The sequence below is a fragment of the Bacteroides stercorirosoris genome (genome assembly GCF_900142015.1).
GTDB lineage: Bacteria > Bacteroidota > Bacteroidia > Bacteroidales > Bacteroidaceae > Bacteroides > Bacteroides stercorirosoris.
This window is the reverse complement of record NZ_FQZN01000010.1, coordinates 16,922-34,683: the sequence shown is the minus strand read 5'-3', so window position 1 is coordinate 34,683 and position 17,762 is coordinate 16,922. Positions and strand designations below refer to the sequence as shown.

At 38.2% G+C, this 17,762-nt stretch carries 31 protein-coding genes; 26 read left to right on the top strand and 5 right to left on the bottom strand.

The window, feature by feature from the left end:
* Positions 1-7 precede the first annotated feature (7 nt).
* The 4 genes from mltG to BUC01_RS09110 form a co-directional block, all read right to left on the bottom strand.
* Positions 8-1,045: an endolytic transglycosylase MltG gene (gene mltG / locus BUC01_RS09125; RefSeq protein WP_073313466.1), complete on the bottom strand. Its 1,038-nt coding sequence runs from the start codon at positions 1,043-1,045 to the stop codon at positions 8-10.
* 276 nt (positions 1,046-1,321) lie between these two features.
* Positions 1,322-1,720 (bottom strand): hypothetical protein, encoded by a 399-nt coding sequence (locus tag BUC01_RS09120; protein ID WP_025833625.1) that lies wholly within the window; start codon positions 1,718-1,720, stop codon positions 1,322-1,324.
* A 9-nt stretch (positions 1,721-1,729) separates the two neighbouring features.
* A complete protein-coding gene (locus BUC01_RS09115; protein WP_025833624.1) occupies positions 1,730-2,095 on the bottom strand; it encodes a hypothetical protein in 366 nt (121 codons plus the stop codon).
* 17 nt (positions 2,096-2,112) lie between these two features.
* Positions 2,113-2,811, bottom strand: a complete 699-nt coding sequence (locus BUC01_RS09110; protein ID WP_025833623.1) for a LexA family transcriptional regulator — start codon at positions 2,809-2,811, stop codon at positions 2,113-2,115.
* Between the two features lie 134 nt (positions 2,812-2,945).
* On the opposite strand from BUC01_RS09110, the gene BUC01_RS09105 reads away from it, so the two are divergent.
* From BUC01_RS09105 to BUC01_RS09020, 18 genes are all read left to right on the top strand, one after another.
* Positions 2,946-3,182, top strand: a complete 237-nt coding sequence (locus BUC01_RS09105) for a hypothetical protein (protein ID WP_025833622.1) — start codon at positions 2,946-2,948, stop codon at positions 3,180-3,182.
* Positions 3,183-3,224: 42 nt separating this feature from the next.
* Entirely contained in the window at positions 3,225-3,425 is a 201-nt protein-coding gene (locus BUC01_RS09100) for a hypothetical protein (RefSeq protein ID WP_025833620.1), read from the top strand.
* Between the two features lie 36 nt (positions 3,426-3,461).
* Entirely contained in the window at positions 3,462-3,647 is a 186-nt protein-coding gene (locus BUC01_RS09095; RefSeq protein ID WP_025833618.1) for a hypothetical protein, read from the top strand.
* Between the two features lie 433 nt (positions 3,648-4,080).
* Positions 4,081-4,254: a hypothetical protein gene (locus tag BUC01_RS25460; protein ID WP_175560874.1), complete on the top strand. Its 174-nt coding sequence runs from the start codon at positions 4,081-4,083 to the stop codon at positions 4,252-4,254.
* Positions 4,244-4,474: a hypothetical protein gene (locus BUC01_RS09080; RefSeq protein WP_025833615.1), complete on the top strand. Its 231-nt coding sequence runs from the start codon at positions 4,244-4,246 to the stop codon at positions 4,472-4,474. Before BUC01_RS25460 ends, BUC01_RS09080 begins: the two co-directional genes overlap by 11 nt.
* Positions 4,475-4,485: 11 nt before the next feature.
* Positions 4,486-4,986 (top strand): hypothetical protein, encoded by a 501-nt coding sequence (locus tag BUC01_RS09075; protein ID WP_025833613.1) that lies wholly within the window; start codon positions 4,486-4,488, stop codon positions 4,984-4,986.
* The gene (locus BUC01_RS09070; protein WP_025833612.1) at positions 4,967-5,812 is read left to right on the top strand and encodes a PDDEXK family nuclease; all 846 of its coding nucleotides are present in this window, start codon (positions 4,967-4,969) and stop codon (positions 5,810-5,812) included. Before BUC01_RS09075 ends, BUC01_RS09070 begins: the two co-directional genes overlap by 20 nt.
* Positions 5,813-5,820: 8 nt before the next feature.
* Positions 5,821-6,276, top strand: a complete 456-nt coding sequence (locus BUC01_RS09065) for a DUF4494 domain-containing protein (protein ID WP_025833611.1) — start codon at positions 5,821-5,823, stop codon at positions 6,274-6,276.
* 56 nt (positions 6,277-6,332) lie between these two features.
* Positions 6,333-6,656, top strand: a complete 324-nt coding sequence (locus BUC01_RS09060) for a DUF1064 domain-containing protein (protein WP_025833610.1) — start codon at positions 6,333-6,335, stop codon at positions 6,654-6,656.
* Positions 6,657-6,815: 159 nt separating this feature from the next.
* A complete protein-coding gene (locus BUC01_RS09055; RefSeq protein ID WP_073313463.1) occupies positions 6,816-7,472 on the top strand; it encodes a DUF6291 domain-containing protein in 657 nt (218 codons plus the stop codon).
* Positions 7,466-8,050, top strand: a complete 585-nt coding sequence (locus BUC01_RS09050; RefSeq protein ID WP_025833607.1) for an nSTAND3 domain-containing NTPase — start codon at positions 7,466-7,468, stop codon at positions 8,048-8,050. The genes BUC01_RS09055 and BUC01_RS09050 overlap by 7 nt, the downstream gene beginning before the upstream one ends.
* Positions 8,051-8,054: 4 nt before the next feature.
* Entirely contained in the window at positions 8,055-8,375 is a 321-nt protein-coding gene (locus BUC01_RS09045; RefSeq protein ID WP_025833605.1) for a hypothetical protein, read from the top strand.
* A complete protein-coding gene (locus BUC01_RS09040) occupies positions 8,363-8,722 on the top strand; it encodes a hypothetical protein (protein WP_034524544.1) in 360 nt (119 codons plus the stop codon). Before BUC01_RS09045 ends, BUC01_RS09040 begins: the two co-directional genes overlap by 13 nt.
* 10 nt (positions 8,723-8,732) lie before the next feature.
* On the top strand, positions 8,733-8,939 hold the full coding sequence (locus BUC01_RS09035) for a hypothetical protein (RefSeq protein ID WP_025833601.1): 207 nt from the start codon (positions 8,733-8,735) through the stop codon (positions 8,937-8,939).
* Positions 8,940-8,958: 19 nt separating this feature from the next.
* Positions 8,959-9,195 carry a hypothetical protein gene (locus tag BUC01_RS26165; RefSeq protein ID WP_073313460.1) on the top strand — a complete coding sequence of 79 codons (237 nt, stop codon included), beginning with the start codon at positions 8,959-8,961 and terminating at the stop codon, positions 9,193-9,195.
* Between the two features lie 10 nt (positions 9,196-9,205).
* The gene (locus BUC01_RS25455) at positions 9,206-9,373 is read left to right on the top strand and encodes a hypothetical protein (RefSeq protein ID WP_159106518.1); all 168 of its coding nucleotides are present in this window, start codon (positions 9,206-9,208) and stop codon (positions 9,371-9,373) included.
* A gap of 166 nt (positions 9,374-9,539) precedes the next feature.
* Complete coding sequence (locus BUC01_RS09025) at positions 9,540-9,803, top strand: hypothetical protein (protein WP_025833599.1); 264 nt, start codon at positions 9,540-9,542, stop codon at positions 9,801-9,803.
* Complete coding sequence (locus BUC01_RS09020; RefSeq protein WP_025833598.1) at positions 9,800-10,129, top strand: HNH endonuclease signature motif containing protein; 330 nt, start codon at positions 9,800-9,802, stop codon at positions 10,127-10,129. The genes BUC01_RS09025 and BUC01_RS09020 overlap by 4 nt, the downstream gene beginning before the upstream one ends.
* A 66-nt stretch (positions 10,130-10,195) precedes the next feature.
* Here the strand turns inward: BUC01_RS09020 and BUC01_RS09015 are convergent, their stop codons facing one another.
* Positions 10,196-11,263 carry a GTP pyrophosphokinase gene (locus tag BUC01_RS09015; protein ID WP_025833596.1) on the bottom strand — a complete coding sequence of 356 codons (1,068 nt, stop codon included), beginning with the start codon at positions 11,261-11,263 and terminating at the stop codon, positions 10,196-10,198.
* Between the two features lie 254 nt (positions 11,264-11,517).
* On the opposite strand from BUC01_RS09015, the gene BUC01_RS09010 reads away from it, so the two are divergent.
* The 8 genes from BUC01_RS09010 to BUC01_RS08975 all read left to right on the top strand — a co-directional run bounded on the left by BUC01_RS09010 (position 11,518) and on the right by BUC01_RS08975 (position 17,762).
* Complete coding sequence (locus BUC01_RS09010) at positions 11,518-11,871, top strand: hypothetical protein (protein ID WP_025833594.1); 354 nt, start codon at positions 11,518-11,520, stop codon at positions 11,869-11,871.
* Positions 11,852-13,567, top strand: a complete 1,716-nt coding sequence (locus BUC01_RS09005) for a terminase large subunit (protein WP_073313457.1) — start codon at positions 11,852-11,854, stop codon at positions 13,565-13,567. The genes BUC01_RS09010 and BUC01_RS09005 overlap by 20 nt, the downstream gene beginning before the upstream one ends.
* 3 nt (positions 13,568-13,570) lie before the next feature.
* A complete protein-coding gene (locus BUC01_RS09000; RefSeq protein WP_073313454.1) occupies positions 13,571-14,845 on the top strand; it encodes a phage portal protein in 1,275 nt (424 codons plus the stop codon).
* Positions 14,846-14,874: 29 nt separating this feature from the next.
* Positions 14,875-15,456 carry an HK97 family phage prohead protease gene (locus tag BUC01_RS08995; RefSeq protein WP_025833592.1) on the top strand — a complete coding sequence of 194 codons (582 nt, stop codon included), beginning with the start codon at positions 14,875-14,877 and terminating at the stop codon, positions 15,454-15,456.
* Between the two features lie 2 nt (positions 15,457-15,458).
* A complete protein-coding gene (locus tag BUC01_RS08990; RefSeq protein WP_073313451.1) occupies positions 15,459-16,595 on the top strand; it encodes a phage major capsid protein in 1,137 nt (378 codons plus the stop codon).
* Positions 16,596-16,661: 66 nt separating this feature from the next.
* Positions 16,662-16,958, top strand: a complete 297-nt coding sequence (locus BUC01_RS08985) for a head-tail connector protein (protein ID WP_073313447.1) — start codon at positions 16,662-16,664, stop codon at positions 16,956-16,958.
* Positions 16,958-17,275, top strand: coding sequence for a phage head closure protein (locus tag BUC01_RS08980; RefSeq protein ID WP_025833590.1), 318 nt, complete (start codon positions 16,958-16,960; stop codon positions 17,273-17,275). Before BUC01_RS08985 ends, BUC01_RS08980 begins: the two co-directional genes overlap by 1 nt.
* Positions 17,268-17,762: a hypothetical protein gene (locus BUC01_RS08975; protein ID WP_025833588.1), complete on the top strand. Its 495-nt coding sequence runs from the start codon at positions 17,268-17,270 to the stop codon at positions 17,760-17,762. Before BUC01_RS08980 ends, BUC01_RS08975 begins: the two co-directional genes overlap by 8 nt.

The window sequence follows — 17,762 nt, the reverse complement described above, 5'->3', positions numbered from 1 at the left end:
TATGATTTTACTTGAAAATCTTTCTTTCGTTTAAAGCATTCCAGTATTTTCTGGCATTTTTCATGTGGTCAGCATAATTGGATGCGAAATTGTGGGTGCCTGAGAAGTCTTCTTTGGCGCACATATAAATGTAGTTGTGCTTCGCATAATTCAATACGGCATCAATACCGATGGGGGAGGGAATGCGTATGGGCCCTGGGGGCAATCCTGCGTTTAGATAAGTATTGTATGGTGAATTCACGTTCAAATGTTCATTGGTGATTCTTCTTAAACCGAAGTCTTGAAGGGCAAACTTGATGGTAGGGTCTGCCTGCAATGGCATTCCTTTATGTAGCCGGTTGATATATAGTCCTGCGACCATAGGTTTTTCTTCGTTGTTGTTTGTCTCTTCTTCTACAATAGAAGCAAGAGTGGATACCTCTTCCGTTGTCATGCCGATGGCTGTGGCTTTAGCCAGTCGCTCCTGGTTCCAGAATTTCTCATGTTCTTTCTGCATACGCTCGAAAAACTCATTTACACTCATATCCCAGTAGACCTGATAAGTTTCGGGGATGAACAAACTGGAAATTGTCTCTTTCTCATATCCCAGTTTCTTCTGAAATGCACTGTCATTCATAACAATTGCAATTTCGGCGGAGTCTACCATAAGCTGTTTCCCTACACTGCGTGCAAGTCTGTCTAAAGTGCGTACGTTGCTAATGGTCAGGTTTATTGGTTCCTGATAACCTCTATATAAGCGGCTGAAAACATGATATACGTTTTCTCCCGGACGGATGGCGTAGCGTCCGGTGTGGATGTTTGAATTGTAGTCGCGCCATTGAGCCATCCAAAGAAAGCCTGTGAAACTTTTGGGATGTCCTTGTTTTTGTACCTTATTATATATGGAGTCTGCTGTATCGTCTCTGTCGATATAGATATAAGCTGTCTTTTGGGGGTGAAATTGCGGATAGAATAAATAGTAATAGAATGTTCCGGCACAAGCTGCACCAATAAGGCACAGACTCATCAATCCTCCTATGAGAATTATCTTTGTCTTCTTTTTCATCTGTTTCGGCAGTTTTCTTTAGTCATGCAAAGGTAAGAAGAATCTATGGAATAAAAAAAAGAGATACATAAGCATCTCTCTCTTTCTGAGCCGCTAGCCAGACTTGAACTGGCGACCTACGCGTTACGAAAAATCGCTTTATTCGTAGGGTAACGGGCTGATATTTAATATCTTTTTTCTTTGTAAATCTTCTTTACGACACTGTTTTTGATACTCTAATAAGGATATCAGTTAGTAATATATTGTTTAAACACTCTTTCGGCTATTCGCTTTCGCTTAGTCTTCTTTGGAAATAAAGAATATATCCGTATATTCATCCGAACGTCTAACAAATAACATTCCACCATCTATTTGCGGGTGTTCCTTATCTCTTTTTGATAACAAGGTTGTTTTTATACCCGATTGAATTTCAAACGCGTTGTATAAATATAAATCTCCATTTTTCGCAGGCTTTTCGATGCTATAAGATAAAACCGAGTAACCACCTATTGTTATATTTACTATATTATTAGTTACGTTAATAGTGGCTATCCCATCTTTAAAAAGATTATCAAATACAGTTTCATTATTAAGAAATCCCTTTACTCCTAATACCTTATATTTTCCTTCTGTCAACTGTGCAAAAGAGCAAATTGAGCACGTTAATAAAAATGCAATAAAAAGTAGTTTTTTCATATTGTTTGGTTATTTATAATTTGAAATTCTATTTACTATTGGTTGAGCTTTATTTAAAGCGGATAGCATGTTGTCACTGCTATAAATTTTGCTTGCATGCTCTCTGATATATGCTACATCTTCTTTAGATAGATATTTTATGTTAGTATCTGTTATGTTGATTTTTAAACCTTTTGTTTCTTTGTTATCTATTATTTCATCTAATATAATAATATACAAATCAATAGGTGCATAGCTTCCAGAAATAGAAATTTCTGTATTACTGGAAAATAAGTTATTAGCTACTTTATACTTGCATCCTCTAAAGTTTGAGTTTTCTTTAGAACTGCAAGAAGAAAGAGACATTATAAAAATGATAATTAGTAGTTTTCTCATGTTATTTCATTTTTTTATTAAATCCATGTTTTGACACTAACAACCCCAACAACTAAAGCCCAGTCGTACACCTCATTTATAGGAACATCATATGGTTTATAACCTTCGTCTTTATTGAAGGGAACACATGTTATATAACCTTCTTGTTCGGATTGCTCTATTTTCTTAATCATTATTCCGTCGTAGGTTGTAAGTGCGTAGACCTCACCCCAACGAATATGAGAGCGACTTCTAACAATTCGACAACCTACTATATCCCTGTCGTTGATACTGCGTTCTGGAACGTTCCGGTTTATCATGCTTCGCCCGCCTGCCCGTATTGTGAAATCACAGCCCGGCATATCGGGGATAACATAACGTTCGCAGTCTCCTTTCATTATAGCGGAGTTAAAGCCATTCGGCAGACCGCATGAGGCTGTTACTATATCTATGTGCGGTATAGCCTTGCCTGCTAGTTCTTCATAATGAGGGGTGAAATTACTATTATCTTGGTTTTCTTCTTGCTTTTTATCCGTTTGAATATTCTCTCCACTGATTAACCATTCTACACTAACTCCTAAATATTCGGCTAGGATAGAAATATTACCTATATTAGGCTTTGTTCCGTTTAGGTAGTTTAATACTGACACCTTAGATACTTTAGTGTCTCTACCAATAGCATAAGGCGTTACCCCCTTATTCTCAATGGCTATTTTTAATCTATCTTTAAACTCCATAGTGCGTATGTTAATAAATGTTGTTATAGGAAATAATTATTTCCTATTTTGATTATAGGAAATAAAAGTTTCCTATCTTTGTCGCATCAAAGTTAATCAATCAATCAAGAATAACAAACTAAAAGATAGGAAATATGAAAAAGGTAGATAAGAAAAAGACATTGGCATACGCTGTTGCATTTTACTTTGACGGCAAAGTGGATTTTTTAATGGGTAACAAGAAATACCAGCACATTAATACTGTCTACGATGAAAGGGAAGACGGTAGAGGGTTTAATACTGTCGAAATTGTTTACGACTACAAAGCAATGAAGTATGCGGCATGGTGTGTAGACGAGAAGTTAGGCAACAAAGAGATTACAATATTATAAGTTTAACCAGCAGGGCGAAAGCCCTGCGCAATATAGAAGATTATGAAATTAAATAAAACAGAAACTGAATTATTACTTGCAATTATTACAGGTAGTATTTCTCGCGACTTCGCTAAAATGCAAGGTAAACGTTATGATGAAGCAATAAATAGCCTTAAAGAAAAGGGCTTTATTAGGGTGAATCAACGTGGAATATTGGAGCTAAATTTATCTGATAGCTATTTAAAACAAATAGGTTACTAATCAGGTAGTTTTCGGACTACCACAATTACCAATATTATGAAACTGAAAGATTTAAAGAAAGGTGTTTTTTTCAAACTGAAAGATAGTGATACCGCTCCGGTATGGATTCGGGGCGAGTATGTACGCTCTGAAAAGAAGTACAGTACATTCAAATTCGATGATATCAATCACGAACGCCTTCTATCTCCCGATAAAGAAGTAATAACGGATTTTGAATTTTAAACGATATGGAAAATCAGACAATAATAAAATCAACTCTCACTGAAATGCCGATAGGCGAATCTGTTCATTTTCCTTTGAATAAAAGGGGGTCTATCCGTACAACTGCATCTAATTTAAAGTTAGACGGCTTTCTATTCAAAACAAAAATACAGGTAGAAGATAACCTAATTATAGTAACCCGTAAAAAGTAAAGCGATGGCAATCGAATTTGATAGATATCATACCGTTTTGAGAGCCGCCCAAAACGTAGCGTTCAGCAAAAGACAAGCTCAAGTGCTTGTAGGCGGTCAAAGACGGCTTGAAAGGCTTGTAGCCGAAGACAGAATAAGAGCAATAAAGACTACCGACAAACAAAACGGTAGATGGGAATGTAACGGTTCTGATGTCCTACGCTATACGATAGACCCCAATTTTAATCATTAAATTTATAATAATGCTAACATTGAAACAAAGTCCGGTAGCAATTATCGGCATGTTGTTAACCTGTTCACTGGCAGAAGGTGAACCCGAACCGGGAAAACTCATTATCGCGCTTTGTGTGCTTGTATTAACAGTGTCGTATGTGCTTGCATGCACATACGTAAACCAAAGGAAATATGAAAGCTGAAATCAAATGTAGGCATTGCGCCGACTGCAATAAGGTGATAATACCGGATGATGGCGTAGAAGTGGACACCGAAGTAGTAGAACACGGACAGCATATACAGGAAACTATAACTGTTTGCCAAGAATGCTACAGGCAACTTTATCAAAATGACTATATGAGCGAACTTTATTTTTATGAATTTGGAACGCTTGACACGATGGATAAACCAATTCAATTATAACATATAATAAAATGGAACATCTAACACACTGGAAAAACCAGTTCAATTATGATTATTTGGGCGCGTATTCCCTGCCAGATGGAAAGGATATTATACTAACCCTTAAAGAGACTAAAAAGGAGATGGTAACGGGCGCAAATGGGCAAAAAAGTGAATGCTTTGTCGCTTATTTCCATGAGAACGCGAAACCTATGATTCTGAATAAGACGAATTGCAAAACAATAGAGAAGCTGTTCAATACGCCCAATATCGAAGAATGGGTAAACAAGCAGATACAAATAGGTTCTACCCGTATCAATGCTTTCGGAGAAATGACAGACTGTTTGCGCGTTCGCCCGTTTGCTCCGAAACTATCAGAAGAACGCCCGACGGTTCAAACTGGTTCGGTGATATGGAAAAATATACTGGACGGGTTAGCAGGTGGGTACACTGTGACTCAAGTACTGACAAAGTATAAACTTACTAAAGAGCAAATTAAAGAATTGCAGAAACATGAAATCAGTAGCAACTAAATCACCCGAACAGAAGGAATACGATTGGAAGGCAAAGAGACACGGGAAAATAACATCTTCCACTTTGCCCGACCTAATGAAAGCTGGTAAGGGAACACCCTACGGTAAGGCATTTTTTGACGCGTTGTATCTCGTAAGATACGAGCGTAGGACTGGAATAACACGCGAAAATGGTGCATGTAAGGCGTTCGATTGGGGGCATGAAAATGAACCTTTGGCGGTGGAGTGGGTAAGGAGTCAGTTAATAGATGAGGTGAAATCCTGTACAACTGACTTTCCCGATATCGTGTTCAATGAACCCTTTGCTGGTTTTGGAGATAGCCCCGATTTCTATGTATATGGTTTGGATGGTAAAATAAAGGCATTGGGTGAAATCAAGTGCCCAATGAGTCAAGGGAAAATAGAAACCTTGCAGTTCCTTAACGAGATAACGGAGAAAGACGAATACTATTGGCAGTTCCTCGGTCACTTCGTTGGTATGTCGGACGTAGATGTATTGTATTATGTCATATATGACGGGTACACCAATAACGGGCGGATAATTGAAATGCACCGGGCAGAGCATGAGGCGAACATTCAGAAACTGGCAGACCGTATTAGATTCGCCGATGCTCTTGTAGATTGTTCTCTTAAGACCGGGCTGGATTTCCCCGAATGCATTGAGGCGGCAACGGTTATCCTGCCGCTTCGGTTAGAGATTGAAGTACTTACAAAACAGGCGAAGGGGAATGTTCCTATACAAAATCAGATACGCCGGATTAAAAAAGAAATACGCAAAATTATCGCAAGTAAAAAGGCTTGTTCCCAACACACTATTAATATTTAAAACAGAAAATTATGTTACACACTTGGTTTGAAAGCAAAGTCCGTTATGAGAAAACAATGGAAAACGGAAAGGATAAAAAAGTAGTTGAACCTTACTTAGTTGATGCATTATCTTTCACAGAGGCAGAAGCACGCACCATTGAAGAAGTGACCCCGTTCATTTCCGGTGAGTTTTCCATCATGGCAATAAAGCGTGCATCTTATGATGAAACGTTCTTAGGCGATGGCGACCGCTTCTTTAAATGTCGTCTGGCATTTATTACGCTGGACGAAAAGACGGCGGCAGAGAAGAAAACAAAGTCTAATATTCTTGTACAGGCTGACAACTTGCAGGAAGCAAAAGACAAGGTGGTAGAGCAAATGAAAGGTACGATGGCAGACTACACCATAGAAATGGTGAAAGAAACTGATATTATGGACGTTTACCCGTATTCAGCTAAAGAAAAAGAAGTATCTGAGAAATAAGACAGTGGTAAGGGGTCGGTAAAATGGCGACCCCTTATTCTCTAAAAACTACAAAGATGGCAAAGTATAATAATATCAAGTACAAGGGTTATGATTCAAAGAGGGAATACTATCGGGCGCAAGAACTGAAACTGCTAGAAAAGAAAGGAATTATTTCCGGTCTACAGGAACAGATAAAATATGAGCTAATTCCGTCGCAACGCGATAATAACGGCAAAGGTAAAGTCGTAGAACGTTCTGTTTGCTATAGGGCTGATTTTCAATATTTGCGTGATGGTGTGTTAGTCGTTGAAGATAGTAAGGGAATGAGAACGAAAGAGTATATCATCAAACGAAAGCTGATGCTGTACATGTATGGAATTAAAATAAATGAGGTGTAGAGATGGCAAAGAAAAGTACGATAATGGGAAATTGCAGGACTTGTAAGAAAGCCGGGGCAGAAGACGATTTTATGTGCTTCTGCTCTGCTTATAAGACATACAAGTCAGTGGGCGTTAGGGTTTGTCCCTTGTATCTCAAGAAGTAAGAGAGGCTTAATTATGCGTGAAAGTTTTGTGTTTTATAGAAGTTTCTACGATGCTATCAAAGATTTGCCTAGAGATGTTCAGGGTGAGATTTACACGGCTATAATGGAGTATAGCCTATACGGTAAGGAAACTGAAAATCTAAAGCCTATAGCTCGCAGCGTGTTTACGCTGATGAAACCGCAAATAGACGTGAATAATAAACGGTTTGAAAATGGTAAAAAAGGTGGTAGACCAAAAAGCGAAGGTAAACCGGATGGAAACCAAAATAAAACCAATGAAAAACCAAAAAATAACCAAAACGAAACCAAAGACGAACCTAATGTAAATGTAAATGATAATGTTAATGTAAATACAGAAAATACACCTAACGGTGTATCAAAGAAGGACGCGGCTAAAGCCGCTACGCTCAAACGAAAAGACGAGTTCTATCAAACCTTAGTTCCCTTTGTCGATAAGTACGGCAAGGAAATGATACGAGCCTTTTTTGAGTATTGGAGCGAATTAACGAGAACTGGAACAAAGATGCGATTTGAAAAACAAACGACGTGGGAGGCTAGCAAACGGCTTGCAACGTGGGCAGGCAGAGAGAAAACACGTCGCCCGAATACAGACGTAGGAACTGTGTTGCATGATAACTCGCAATCTAAATACGATGAAAAGTTATGGTGAATACGATAGAACATTTGATTAAAGATATTGGGTTTAATCCTATTCCGAATACAGTTAATATCTCTATTTCAAAGTCTTTACACCAGTCGAAAGTACTGTTATTTAGTGGGCTTAACTACTTTACTAACAATATGGCAGTATGGCAACCAGAATATAACGAGGTTGCAAAATGGCTCGTTGACAACAAAGGACGCGGCTTGCTTTGCCTCGGAAATTGCGGACGTGGAAAGACGCTCATTTGCGGGAAAATTATCCCGATTTTATTAAATGACCGCTGCAATAAGGTTGTATCATGTTACGATGCGCAGCAATTGAATGCAAATTTAGACGCTGTGAAGCAAAAACATATCATTTACGTGGATGATATAGGCACGGAGTTTCTAAGCGTAAAATACGGCGAAAGAAGGCTGTCTTTTGCGGAGCTTGTAGACGAAGCCGAAAAGAAAGGGAAATTATTGATTGTAACTACTAATTTGTCACTCTCTGAATTACGCGATAAATACGGTGAAAGAACCGTAGACCGATTACGCGCAATTACTACGCCTGTTGTGTTCAAGGGTGACAGTTTAAGGAAATAAACCAATGAGAAGACATAAAACTAAGATGTTCGGCAAAATAGTAGCCCGCATCGACATAGACAATTTTAAACGGCTTTCGGAGATACGCGATAAATACGGGTTCAGTTCCAACTATGAGATTATACAATATCTCGTTGCCTGTTTCCTTCGCGTTGCAGACCCAGAACATGACGAAACGGAAGAACCCGTACCGGACGAAATAAAAGACATGTTCGCGGATTATTCGGAAGCGGAGAAGCATTTTGAATTTGTGAAACCAAAGCGGAAACTACCGCAATACAAGTTAGATGAAATACACGGACAGTTAAGATTATGGGAAAATTGAAGAAACTATCTAATGCAAACTATTTGCATGATGTTCCGGTACAATGTGCCGCTGTGAACAGTAAAAACAGAGCCTATATTGATAGGTTCGTTTCAGAGAATTATAAACGCCTTAGCAATCAATTTAAAGCTATAGGTAGTAATATAAATTCTAGTTGCTTCGGCAGCATGGATAAACTAAATGAAACGCTGTATGCACTTTACATTGACCCTAATTTAGACTTTGGATGCTGGGACGAAGCAAACAGCTATATGCTGAATAAATTCACTGAAAAAGAATTGCGTATTCCGGTGAAGAAGGTTAGCAAAAATGAGGAATTACAAGACAGTGAAAGTATTAACGAATAACAAGAAAAATATGAATGAATTTAATGCAGGTTGGTGGAACTGCTTTTGCAGTTATACGGAAGAATTGAATGACAGATATTACAATTGGGCAGAAACAGCCAAAGCTCAGTTAACTTCTGCCGGAGTGACAAAAGATGAAATCGCTTTTGTGCTCAAAGAATATTCCCTTGGTAAAAAGACCGAAGCTATGTTGAGAGAGTATTTACAGGGGTTGTAACCTTCAATACAATAAATATATGAATATAGATACAGAGTTTAATGTAGGTGATAGTGTATGCTATCTAAGTGGAGACAATATCTGTCATTCCACTATAAGCAAAATTACTATTGAAATATCCTATACAGATCGTAGTTTTTTGATGGTATACAAGCTGTCTGACGGTTTAAGTGTACCGAGAAATAATTATCCACAATGGGATAAAATGCTCTTTAGGAACAAAGAGAGTTTGATAGAATATTTATCTGAATCATAACTATAAAGAAATGAAGAATCCAAAGTATTATTATTCCCGTCACATGGGTAGCTATAAGCTATATAAAGACAATGGCAACGGGACAGCGACTAAAATTAATCAGAATTGGGACGAAGAAACCATACGCAAACAGTGCTACGAGTTGAACGGATGGAAGTATAAACCGAAAAAGAAATAATCATGTATCTAATAAACAGAATTGTATGTGTATCATCAGATACACGGTCTGCCTACAATGTCGAATTACAGACAGAAGATTTAGAAAAGACACGTGCAGAATTAGTCGGCATGTATCAATGTGAGAGAATAAATTTTGAATATACTGAATTAAAAGAAAAGATTAAATGAAAACAGCAATATATTTGATAGCAGATAATATACACAAAAATAATACCGTATCTGTTAATATAGCAATGGAGGCAATAAGTGTACAACGTGATGAAACAAGACATCACGCAGTAGAAGTCTGCAAACAAATGTGCCCATCAAAGGTTAGCCGCGGTTGTGCGAACCTGCTGCATAAGAGAGAAACGAAAACGACGCGTTGCGATGGTAATTGTGCACGTGTGAAATACTTCATTAATGGACTTGACAAACAAGAACTATGAGCCGGAATCCGATATACATAAAACTTATTAACTCTGCACGCTGGAAAAAACTCCGCGTGCAGAAACTAAAAGCTAATTCGGTTTGCGAAGAATGCGCCAAGCGTGATGTTAGTACACTTGCAACTGAAGTACACCACATTACACCAGTCGAAAGCGTTGCAGGTGTGGCAATGATGGAGCGATTAATGTTTAACTGGATGAACTTGCAAAGTTTGTGCCACATGTGCCACTCTGAAATACATAAGAGTGCGTTTAGCCACTCGAAAGAAGCGATACAGGCTAATAATAAACGAGGTGCTAAACGCTTTATTGATAGGTATTTGTGAAAAAATGGCTTGTGTGAAATAGTTGGTATTTATTAGGGGAATTGTACACCCTCTATGTATATAATCTTATTTAGAGGGTGTTATTTCATTTATCTTGTTAAATGCTTTGTTGTATAACCGAATCTCTTTTCTTGAAAAAGTTTTATTACTAACATCTGCTAATTCTTTTAAGCAATCTCTAGATAAAGCTATGTAGTAGCATAAATAAAATATTGGCGTAGTTATGTTTGTGCCAGAAATAATATCTGCATCATTTATGTGAACTTCTTCTATAAATTGTATATATTTCTCTTTCACCGATATTGCTGTTCTTTCTAAATCTCCAATAGTCTTAATATTTAAATAAGATAACGAGTTAAAAAGTAGCTCGTTAGTATATGCTTTGTAGTTTATTCTGCATTGTCTAATACTTACTATTTTTTGAATAGCCTCTTTGTTTAGAGGATTGTTTTTAGCATAGGATGTTATTGAGGCTTGATTAATTTCGATGTCATTAGGTCTTTCTTTGATTAATTTAGGTAATGTGTGTTCGTATGAATAAAGGCTCTTCTTTAATCTATCAAATTCGATATCTGCAGTCTCTAACAATGCAGACAATCTATTAAAGCCTCTAATAAAATCATCTGGAACTGAGATAGAACTTTTATATCCTAAATCATGTTCTATTTCTGCCCAAGCGTGTTGTAGTATTGAACGTATTTGTATTTCGAATTTTTTATCCTTAATTACTTTAAATTCGGTTAGTTTACACCTTTCATCACTGAAAGAAGCAACAAAATGCAAAGAACGATAGCCAAATACATCATTATCTAGCTTCCTCTTATCTATACTATTTGCAGTGTCGACATTAAATTCTTTTTTTATCATATCAGCAACTAAGTCTACATCGCTATCTAAATAAGTAATAATTCTGATACCTACTATATCTGTGATATCAGTTAGTCTTTTGTATTTATCTTCTTTAAGGCTTATCTTATTAGATAAACTATCTTCTTCTTTAATTCTACAACTTATTTGATGAATATGTATACTATTCTCGCGTAGTAACTCATTGATAAGTATCTGTAGCTTTTCTGCAACTCTTTGATAAATAGGCTTTTCTTTTTTATATTCGTCTATAATGTTATTTTTCATGGTACTCTCTTTGTTTTAATTGTGACAAATATAACTATTTTTTTATGTCTTGTTGTTTTATACTTGATTTTATTTGAATGGGGGCGGTTTTTTTTTGCGAAGGGTGAAGGGCTTTAAACCCACTCCCCCTAGTTTTTACACGCGCGAAGTTTTTTTCAAACGGTGGGGTTCGTTGGGGGGGATTGCTTTTTCTGGTTAAGTCACGCGCTACCAAACACTAACATAAAAAACTTATGTGCAAAAGCGTGTGCAAAATGAGTGATTTAGACGACATCAAAAATAAAATCCGCGATGCAATGACTTCGCAAGGTACGTACATTCCCGATTTGGATTTGTGTATAGAACTTTGTGCGGGTTCTTATATGGCGTTCCGAATTGCTCTTTCTGATATATCCAAAAAGAGAATGAAGTCTTTTGTAAAAGAGAAAACGCGCGAGGAAAACACGAAGCTTGTAGCACATCCGGCATTCAAAGTTTTATTTGATTCGCTGGAAGTGACGCGTAAACAATTACGTGAACTTGGTTTGACGTTACAGACTCTTTCTGTTTCCGAAGATGATGAGGTTAACGATTTTATAAATGAAGTGAATGGAGCCGGGGAACAGTAATTTATTGATTGAATTAAAGCGAGTTACGGTTGCGTCATTACAAGCGATAAACGTTTACTCTTATCGCCTGGTATTAACTGACGAACGATTGAACAGCTATGTTTGTGCATGTATAGATAACCCGGACAAACATAACCTGTATGAGCTTTTAGCTGTATCACGTTTCTTTCGCTTCTTAGACAAATATAATTTTAGAACGTCGGAGGTAAAGAAATACATAGTTTTCTATGAGAATTTAAAATTTAGCGGCACAAAGGGGAAAACCAAATATAAGTTAACCCCTGTACAGGTATTTCAGTTCGCCAATATTTTAGGGTTTTATCATCCCGGCACTAATCGGCGGGTTATTCGTGATGTGCTTTTGTTTGTGCCGCGTAAATTCAGCAAAACAACGTCTGTCGCTTCTTTGGCGATATATGATTTGCTTTTCGGTGATGCAAATGCGCAAACGTATGTAGCTGCAAACTCATATAATCAAGCAAAGGTTTGTTTTGATGAGATACGAAACATACTTAAGGCATTAGACCCGAAGTTACGCCGATTTACGATAAATAGAGAAATTATCTATAACAGAATAAAGGGAAAAACATCATTCGCCCGGTGCTTGGCATCTAATCCCGACAAGTTAGACGGTTTGAACGCAAGTACGGTTATATTGGATGAATACTCACAGGCAGACAGCGCGGCATTGAAGAACGTTCTAACGTCCTCAATGGGCGCGCGTCTCAACCCTTTAACCGTCGTTATAACAACGGCATCCGATAAACATACAAGTCCTTTTGTCGAGATGTTAAAAGGCTATAAAGCCATCTTACGCGGAGAACTGGATAACGACGCAATATTTGCACATATATTTGAACCGGATGTAGACGACGAAGAGGGCGACCCGGAGACATGGCGAAAAGTACAACCGCATTTAGGCGTTACGGTTTATGAGGATTTTTATAAAAGTGAATATCAAAAGGCTTTGTATAGTGCGGATGATGCGTTGGAGTTTCGCACGAAATTACTTAATATTTTCGCTTCTAATAGTGCAACTACTTGGATAGAGGCGAAACAAATAGAAGAGCGGTTTAAAAAGGTTCAGATAGAAAACATAACGAGTAAACCGCCAACAATGGTAGGCGTTGATTTATCTGTGAGAGACGACTTTTCAACGGTTACATATAACCTTTATTCAGTTGATAGTAGATCGTTTCATTCTTATACAGACTATTATTTCCCGGATGGTGCATTGGAAAAGCATCCGAACTGTGAGCTATACAAAGGTTGGGTTAAAGCTGGCTACTTGAAATTGTGCAAAGGTGATATTATTGACTATCAACAGATAGTTGATGATATTTTGAAAATGGCTAACTATTTGTGTATTATGGGTATTGGGTACGACCCGTATAAGTCTGCCGAATTTGTGAACCTTTTGTCGTCTTCCGTAGGTGGTGAGGCTGATATAATTAACCCGGTTAAGCAGACATACGGCACATTTACAAGCCCGGTAGAATCGTTTGAAATTGCCATTTATAGTAATAAAATTAGTTTCGACCCGAATCCGATAACTCCTTATTGCTTTGCTAATGCGGTTTTGGATGAGGATAGAAATTGCAATAGAAAACCTATTAAAAAAACGCATAATGCAAAGATTGATTCTACGATAACCAATTTAATGACTTTTCATTTATTCAATAACTTAACATCTTAGTATATGGGACTTAAAGAGTATTTTTCAAACAAGATAGGAAGCGCGCAAAGGCGAGCGGATGAACCCGGAAAAGATGCAGTGGTTAGCCCTTCTTTGCCGAAAATTCCTAATCAGCCTATCAATGTGTATAGTACTGACCAAGCAATGAAGCTTTCTGCTGCATATCGCTGCACTGCTATTCTATCTGGTACGATTGCATCTATGCCGCTATTGATTGAGCGGAAGTCTAACGGGTATTTCTCATTAGACGAACAGCACGAACTTTATCGGCTTCTTGACGTACAACCAAATTCACGAATGAACATTTTTGAGTTCATTAGAAATATGGTTTGTCATATAATCAATGAGGGAAACGCTTACATTGTGATTAAGCGCAAATTTGGCGCGGTTAGTGAATTGGTTTTGTGCTCAAAGAATACAGTCTTTTATGATATTCTGCATGATTATTATACCATCTCAGACCCTTACAACCATCTTTATGGCAGATATGAACCCTATGAAGTTATTCATTTAAGAAATAATTCTTTAGATGGCGGCTATACAGGTGTTAGTACTATTACATACGCTAGTCGTATTTTTTCAATTGCTGCAAGTGCTGATAATCAGAATCTGCGAACGTTTCAGAATGGTAGTAAAATAAAGGGGCTGGTTTCTGGAAAGAGTTTAAGCGGTGCTATTGGGACTAATACCCTAACCGATAAGCAGGGAAAGGATGTTGGAGAAAGAATTGAAGAACAGTTTAACGGTGGTAGGGATATAGCCTATATATCGGGTGATATGTCTTTTCAACAACTTTCTATTAATCCTATTGATGCGCAATTACTAGGGACAAAGGAACTGTGTGTGTTAGATATTTGCCGCTTCTACGGCGTGCACCCGGACAAAGTATTTGCAGGACAGCCTACTAATTATAAAGCTTCTGAAATGAGCAATGTATCTTTCTTAACCGATACATTACAGCCTATTTTGAGGCAGATAGAAACGGAGTTCCGCGCGAAACTCATAGCTAACCCCGTGGCGCATGTATACCGGATAAGGTTTGACCGTGCGGCACTCTATCAGACAGATTTAACTACACAGATGGCATATTATAAGGGGCAGATAGAATCGGGGCTAAAGACACCTAACGAAATACGTATGATGCAAGGTGATGCACCATTACCCGGCGGAGATGTAGCGTTTATTTCGTGCAATGTTGCCCCAATCAATTCAGCCAAAATAAAAGGGGAAACCGCATCCATTATTGAAGATGAAAAAATGGAGATACCAAAGTTATAGTAAAAAAGGGTAATGTAAAACGCAATTAAATGGAAATACGAAGTTTTAGCGAATTAGGTGCACCGCAGGTTACAGGACGAACGGTTGAGGGCTACGCTGTAGTATTCAATCATGAAAGCAAGGTACTTTTTGATAAAGCAAAAAAACGCTTCTTTATTGAAATTATCGAAGACGGGGCAATCACTGAAGAACTTTTACGCTCATGTGATATAAAGGCTCTTTTAGAGCATAACAGGCAACGAATGTTAGCGAGATGCACCTGCGGAATCGGTTCTTTATCTTTAGAAATTGATAGCTACGGACTGAAATATAAATTTGAAGCACCGAACACTGACGACGGTGATTATGCTGTAGAAATGATTACTCGCGGAGATATTAACGGTTCTTCTTTTGAATTTTATGCGAACGAGAAAAATGTTACTTATTCAAAGAGAGACGGTATTGTTATTCGCAAGGTTCACAAAATAGACTTGATAACGGATGTTTCGCCCGTGTCTGACCCTGCCTATACTGGCACTGATGTTACTGTTCGCAGTATTGACGACTTTATAGACGAAACAGAAGATAAAAGCTACATACAAGAAATTAATAATTTACGAAAATTTATTTGATTATGAGAAAAGATTTTGAAAGAGTTGCAGAACTGAAAGAACGGATGCGTTCAATGTTGGATAAAGCGGAAGTAGAGAAACGTTCGCTGGATGAAAAAGAGAAGGAAACATTTGCGGCGTTGAAGACGGAAAAGGAATTGCTTGAGATGAAGCTGGAACGGCGCAACTTAGATAGAAGTAATCCGGCTTTTGTATCTGTTAATCGCCCGGCATTGTTTGCAAATGTAGTTGATGCCATTGTGAACCGTCGTTCTCTGGACGAATACGGCGATGCGGTAAACGAGAACGGCATTAAAGTAGAGCAACGCGCCGAAGTGATTACGGACGCGTCAGCAGTGGCAAATTTGACACCTGTAGTAATAGGCGAAATTATTGAACCTCTCGAGAAAGGCTTGGTTATTGATAAACTTGGTATCAAGATGCAAAGCGGCTGTGTTGGTGAATTGACATTCCCGACGCTTGCGGCAATTGAGGCTAGTATTATGGGTGAAAATGTCGCCGTTACTGATACTAAATTGGATATTGGCAAAATTACGGCTACGCCTAAACGTATTTCTATCTCTGTGCCTGTATCTCGCCGCGCTATTACTCAGTCAAATTTGGCGTTACAGAATCTTGTTCTGAAACAGATGTCTTTAGGCGTTGCCCGTGTGTTGAACAAATGGATGTTCAGCGGCGCAAAGTTAGCGAATGCAAGTGACGGTGTATTTGTGAAAGCTGCACCGGATGCAACTTATACAGCGGCAAACGGTATTAAGTTTAAAGACGTTGTGGCATTGGAAACTAAAGTTCTTGATGCAGGTGTTGATACTACGGACGGAACGGCGGCATATATCTGTAGCCCGAATGTTTACGGTGCTTTGAAATCGACTCCGATTGAATCGGGTTCACCGCGCATGATTATAGAAAATAATATTATGAACGGTTATCCGGTAGTAGTTACTAACTATATGGATGCTGATGCGCTTGGTTTTGGCGTGTTCTCTTATTCTGCTATCGGACAATTTGGAGATATTGACATTGTTGTTGACCCATATACAGAGGCGAAGAAGAACAAAGTAAACTTTGTATTGAACACTGAATGCGATATCGTTGTAGCCCGCAAAGAAGCCTTTGCCGTTCTGAAAAAGGCTGCGTAATATTTTTGTTTGATTGTTAACCAAAGGGGCAGGGCGTAATGTCCTGCCTCTGCTTATTTTAACACAATGGATGAATACGTAACATTAGAAGATTTGAGGCAGCATTTGAACGTTGATTTTAACCATGACGACGCATATATAAGCGGTCTGATTGAACCAGTTCAACTTGCTATAGAAGCCTACTTAAACAGACCGTTAACGGAACTGGTTACAGACGGGAAAATAGATCGCCGTATCTGGCACGCTATAAGAATACTTATTGCAAACTACTATGCGAACCGTGAAGATATAACATTTGCTGCTGCTAATGTTATTCCCGGACATATTGCGCTGTTGCTACAACCTCTTAAAAAATATACATAATGCAGGCAGGGCTACTAAGAGAAATAATTCGCTTTCAAGAGAGTAAAACGCAACGTGACGAATTGGGCGGTTTTTCGGACAATTGGGTAGATGTATTTTCAAAGCGCGCTGATGTGAGGTTTGCATCCGGCAACCGGACACTGGTAAACGGTGAAGTATTTAACCCGCTGGCGATAACCTGTAAAATAAGGTATTGTAGAGATGTGCATGAGAAAATGATTTTTATTTATGAAGGAAGAAAATATAAAATCATCTCCATCAATCGCGATAGACTACAACAGTGTACAATCATACAAGCAGAGTTAATAAATGAGTAATGAAATCATATCCGGGCACAGGGTCAGCGTTGACGTGGAGCAAGTAAATAGACTGTTGACACAGCTAAATGATAAGGATGCTAAAAAAGCTATAAAGTCGGCTATTCGTAAGTCTGCATTAATAATTAGAAAGGAAGCTCAAAACAGATTAGTTTCCTTAATACCGAATGCGAATAAGTCGGTTACTAAGAAAGGTACGACTTATAAGCCGTTGAAGAATGATATCAATTTAGCGGTCTATAGGGATGCAGGCGGCGCACGCATTGATTTGCTGAATAAAAGGAAAAAAGGTGCACGCGCTTACGTTCTCCGTTTCATTGAATTGGGTACGGTAGAACGCGCTACCAAGAAAGGGGCGAATAGGGGTACTATGAAAGCTTACAACTTTTTTAGCGACGCGGTTAACGCGAAGAAGAAAGAGGCAGAAGACGCTTTGCAACAAAATATATTAGATTCAATAAATAAGGTAATAAATAAGAATAAGTAA

Excerpts from the sequence above, each read along its gene's own strand:
- BUC01_RS25455 (WP_159106518.1), top strand. The coding sequence starts at position 9,206 with ATGAAGAATCCAAAGTATTATTATTCCCGTCACATGGGTAGCTATAAG.
- BUC01_RS25460 (WP_175560874.1), top strand. The coding sequence starts at position 4,081 with ATGCTAACATTGAAACAAAGTCCGGTAGCAATTATCGGCATGTTGTTA.
- BUC01_RS09060 (WP_025833610.1), top strand. The coding sequence starts at position 6,333 with ATGGCAAAGTATAATAATATCAAGTACAAGGGTTATGATTCAAAGAGG.
- BUC01_RS08985 (WP_073313447.1), top strand. The coding sequence starts at position 16,662 with ATGGATGAATACGTAACATTAGAAGATTTGAGGCAGCATTTGAACGTT.
- BUC01_RS09120 (WP_025833625.1), bottom strand. The coding sequence starts at position 1,720 with ATGAAAAAACTACTTTTTATTGCATTTTTATTAACGTGCTCAATTTGC.
- BUC01_RS09070 (WP_025833612.1), top strand. The coding sequence starts at position 4,967 with ATGAAATCAGTAGCAACTAAATCACCCGAACAGAAGGAATACGATTGG.
- BUC01_RS09025 (WP_025833599.1), top strand. The coding sequence starts at position 9,540 with ATGAAAACAGCAATATATTTGATAGCAGATAATATACACAAAAATAAT.
- BUC01_RS09115 (WP_025833624.1), bottom strand. The coding sequence starts at position 2,095 with ATGAGAAAACTACTAATTATCATTTTTATAATGTCTCTTTCTTCTTGC.
- BUC01_RS09045 (WP_025833605.1), top strand. The coding sequence starts at position 8,055 with ATGAGAAGACATAAAACTAAGATGTTCGGCAAAATAGTAGCCCGCATC.
- BUC01_RS09000 (WP_073313454.1), top strand. The coding sequence starts at position 13,571 with ATGGGACTTAAAGAGTATTTTTCAAACAAGATAGGAAGCGCGCAAAGG.
- BUC01_RS08975 (WP_025833588.1), top strand. The coding sequence starts at position 17,268 with ATGAGTAATGAAATCATATCCGGGCACAGGGTCAGCGTTGACGTGGAG.
- BUC01_RS09055 (WP_073313463.1), top strand. The coding sequence starts at position 6,816 with ATGCGTGAAAGTTTTGTGTTTTATAGAAGTTTCTACGATGCTATCAAA.
- BUC01_RS08980 (WP_025833590.1), top strand. The coding sequence starts at position 16,958 with ATGCAGGCAGGGCTACTAAGAGAAATAATTCGCTTTCAAGAGAGTAAA.
- BUC01_RS09095 (WP_025833618.1), top strand. The coding sequence starts at position 3,462 with ATGAAACTGAAAGATTTAAAGAAAGGTGTTTTTTTCAAACTGAAAGAT.
- BUC01_RS09110 (WP_025833623.1), bottom strand. The coding sequence starts at position 2,811 with ATGGAGTTTAAAGATAGATTAAAAATAGCCATTGAGAATAAGGGGGTA.
- BUC01_RS09020 (WP_025833598.1), top strand. The coding sequence starts at position 9,800 with ATGAGCCGGAATCCGATATACATAAAACTTATTAACTCTGCACGCTGG.
- BUC01_RS09035 (WP_025833601.1), top strand. The coding sequence starts at position 8,733 with ATGAATGAATTTAATGCAGGTTGGTGGAACTGCTTTTGCAGTTATACG.
- BUC01_RS09010 (WP_025833594.1), top strand. The coding sequence starts at position 11,518 with ATGAGTGATTTAGACGACATCAAAAATAAAATCCGCGATGCAATGACT.
- BUC01_RS09005 (WP_073313457.1), top strand. The coding sequence starts at position 11,852 with ATGGAGCCGGGGAACAGTAATTTATTGATTGAATTAAAGCGAGTTACG.
- mltG (WP_073313466.1), bottom strand. The coding sequence starts at position 1,045 with ATGAAAAAGAAGACAAAGATAATTCTCATAGGAGGATTGATGAGTCTG.
- BUC01_RS09015 (WP_025833596.1), bottom strand. The coding sequence starts at position 11,263 with ATGAAAAATAACATTATAGACGAATATAAAAAAGAAAAGCCTATTTAT.
- BUC01_RS09075 (WP_025833613.1), top strand. The coding sequence starts at position 4,486 with ATGGAACATCTAACACACTGGAAAAACCAGTTCAATTATGATTATTTG.
- BUC01_RS09105 (WP_025833622.1), top strand. The coding sequence starts at position 2,946 with ATGAAAAAGGTAGATAAGAAAAAGACATTGGCATACGCTGTTGCATTT.
- BUC01_RS09080 (WP_025833615.1), top strand. The coding sequence starts at position 4,244 with ATGAAAGCTGAAATCAAATGTAGGCATTGCGCCGACTGCAATAAGGTG.
- BUC01_RS26165 (WP_073313460.1), top strand. The coding sequence starts at position 8,959 with ATGAATATAGATACAGAGTTTAATGTAGGTGATAGTGTATGCTATCTA.
- BUC01_RS09100 (WP_025833620.1), top strand. The coding sequence starts at position 3,225 with ATGAAATTAAATAAAACAGAAACTGAATTATTACTTGCAATTATTACA.
- BUC01_RS09050 (WP_025833607.1), top strand. The coding sequence starts at position 7,466 with ATGGTGAATACGATAGAACATTTGATTAAAGATATTGGGTTTAATCCT.
- BUC01_RS08995 (WP_025833592.1), top strand. The coding sequence starts at position 14,875 with ATGGAAATACGAAGTTTTAGCGAATTAGGTGCACCGCAGGTTACAGGA.
- BUC01_RS08990 (WP_073313451.1), top strand. The coding sequence starts at position 15,459 with ATGAGAAAAGATTTTGAAAGAGTTGCAGAACTGAAAGAACGGATGCGT.
- BUC01_RS09040 (WP_034524544.1), top strand. The coding sequence starts at position 8,363 with ATGGGAAAATTGAAGAAACTATCTAATGCAAACTATTTGCATGATGTT.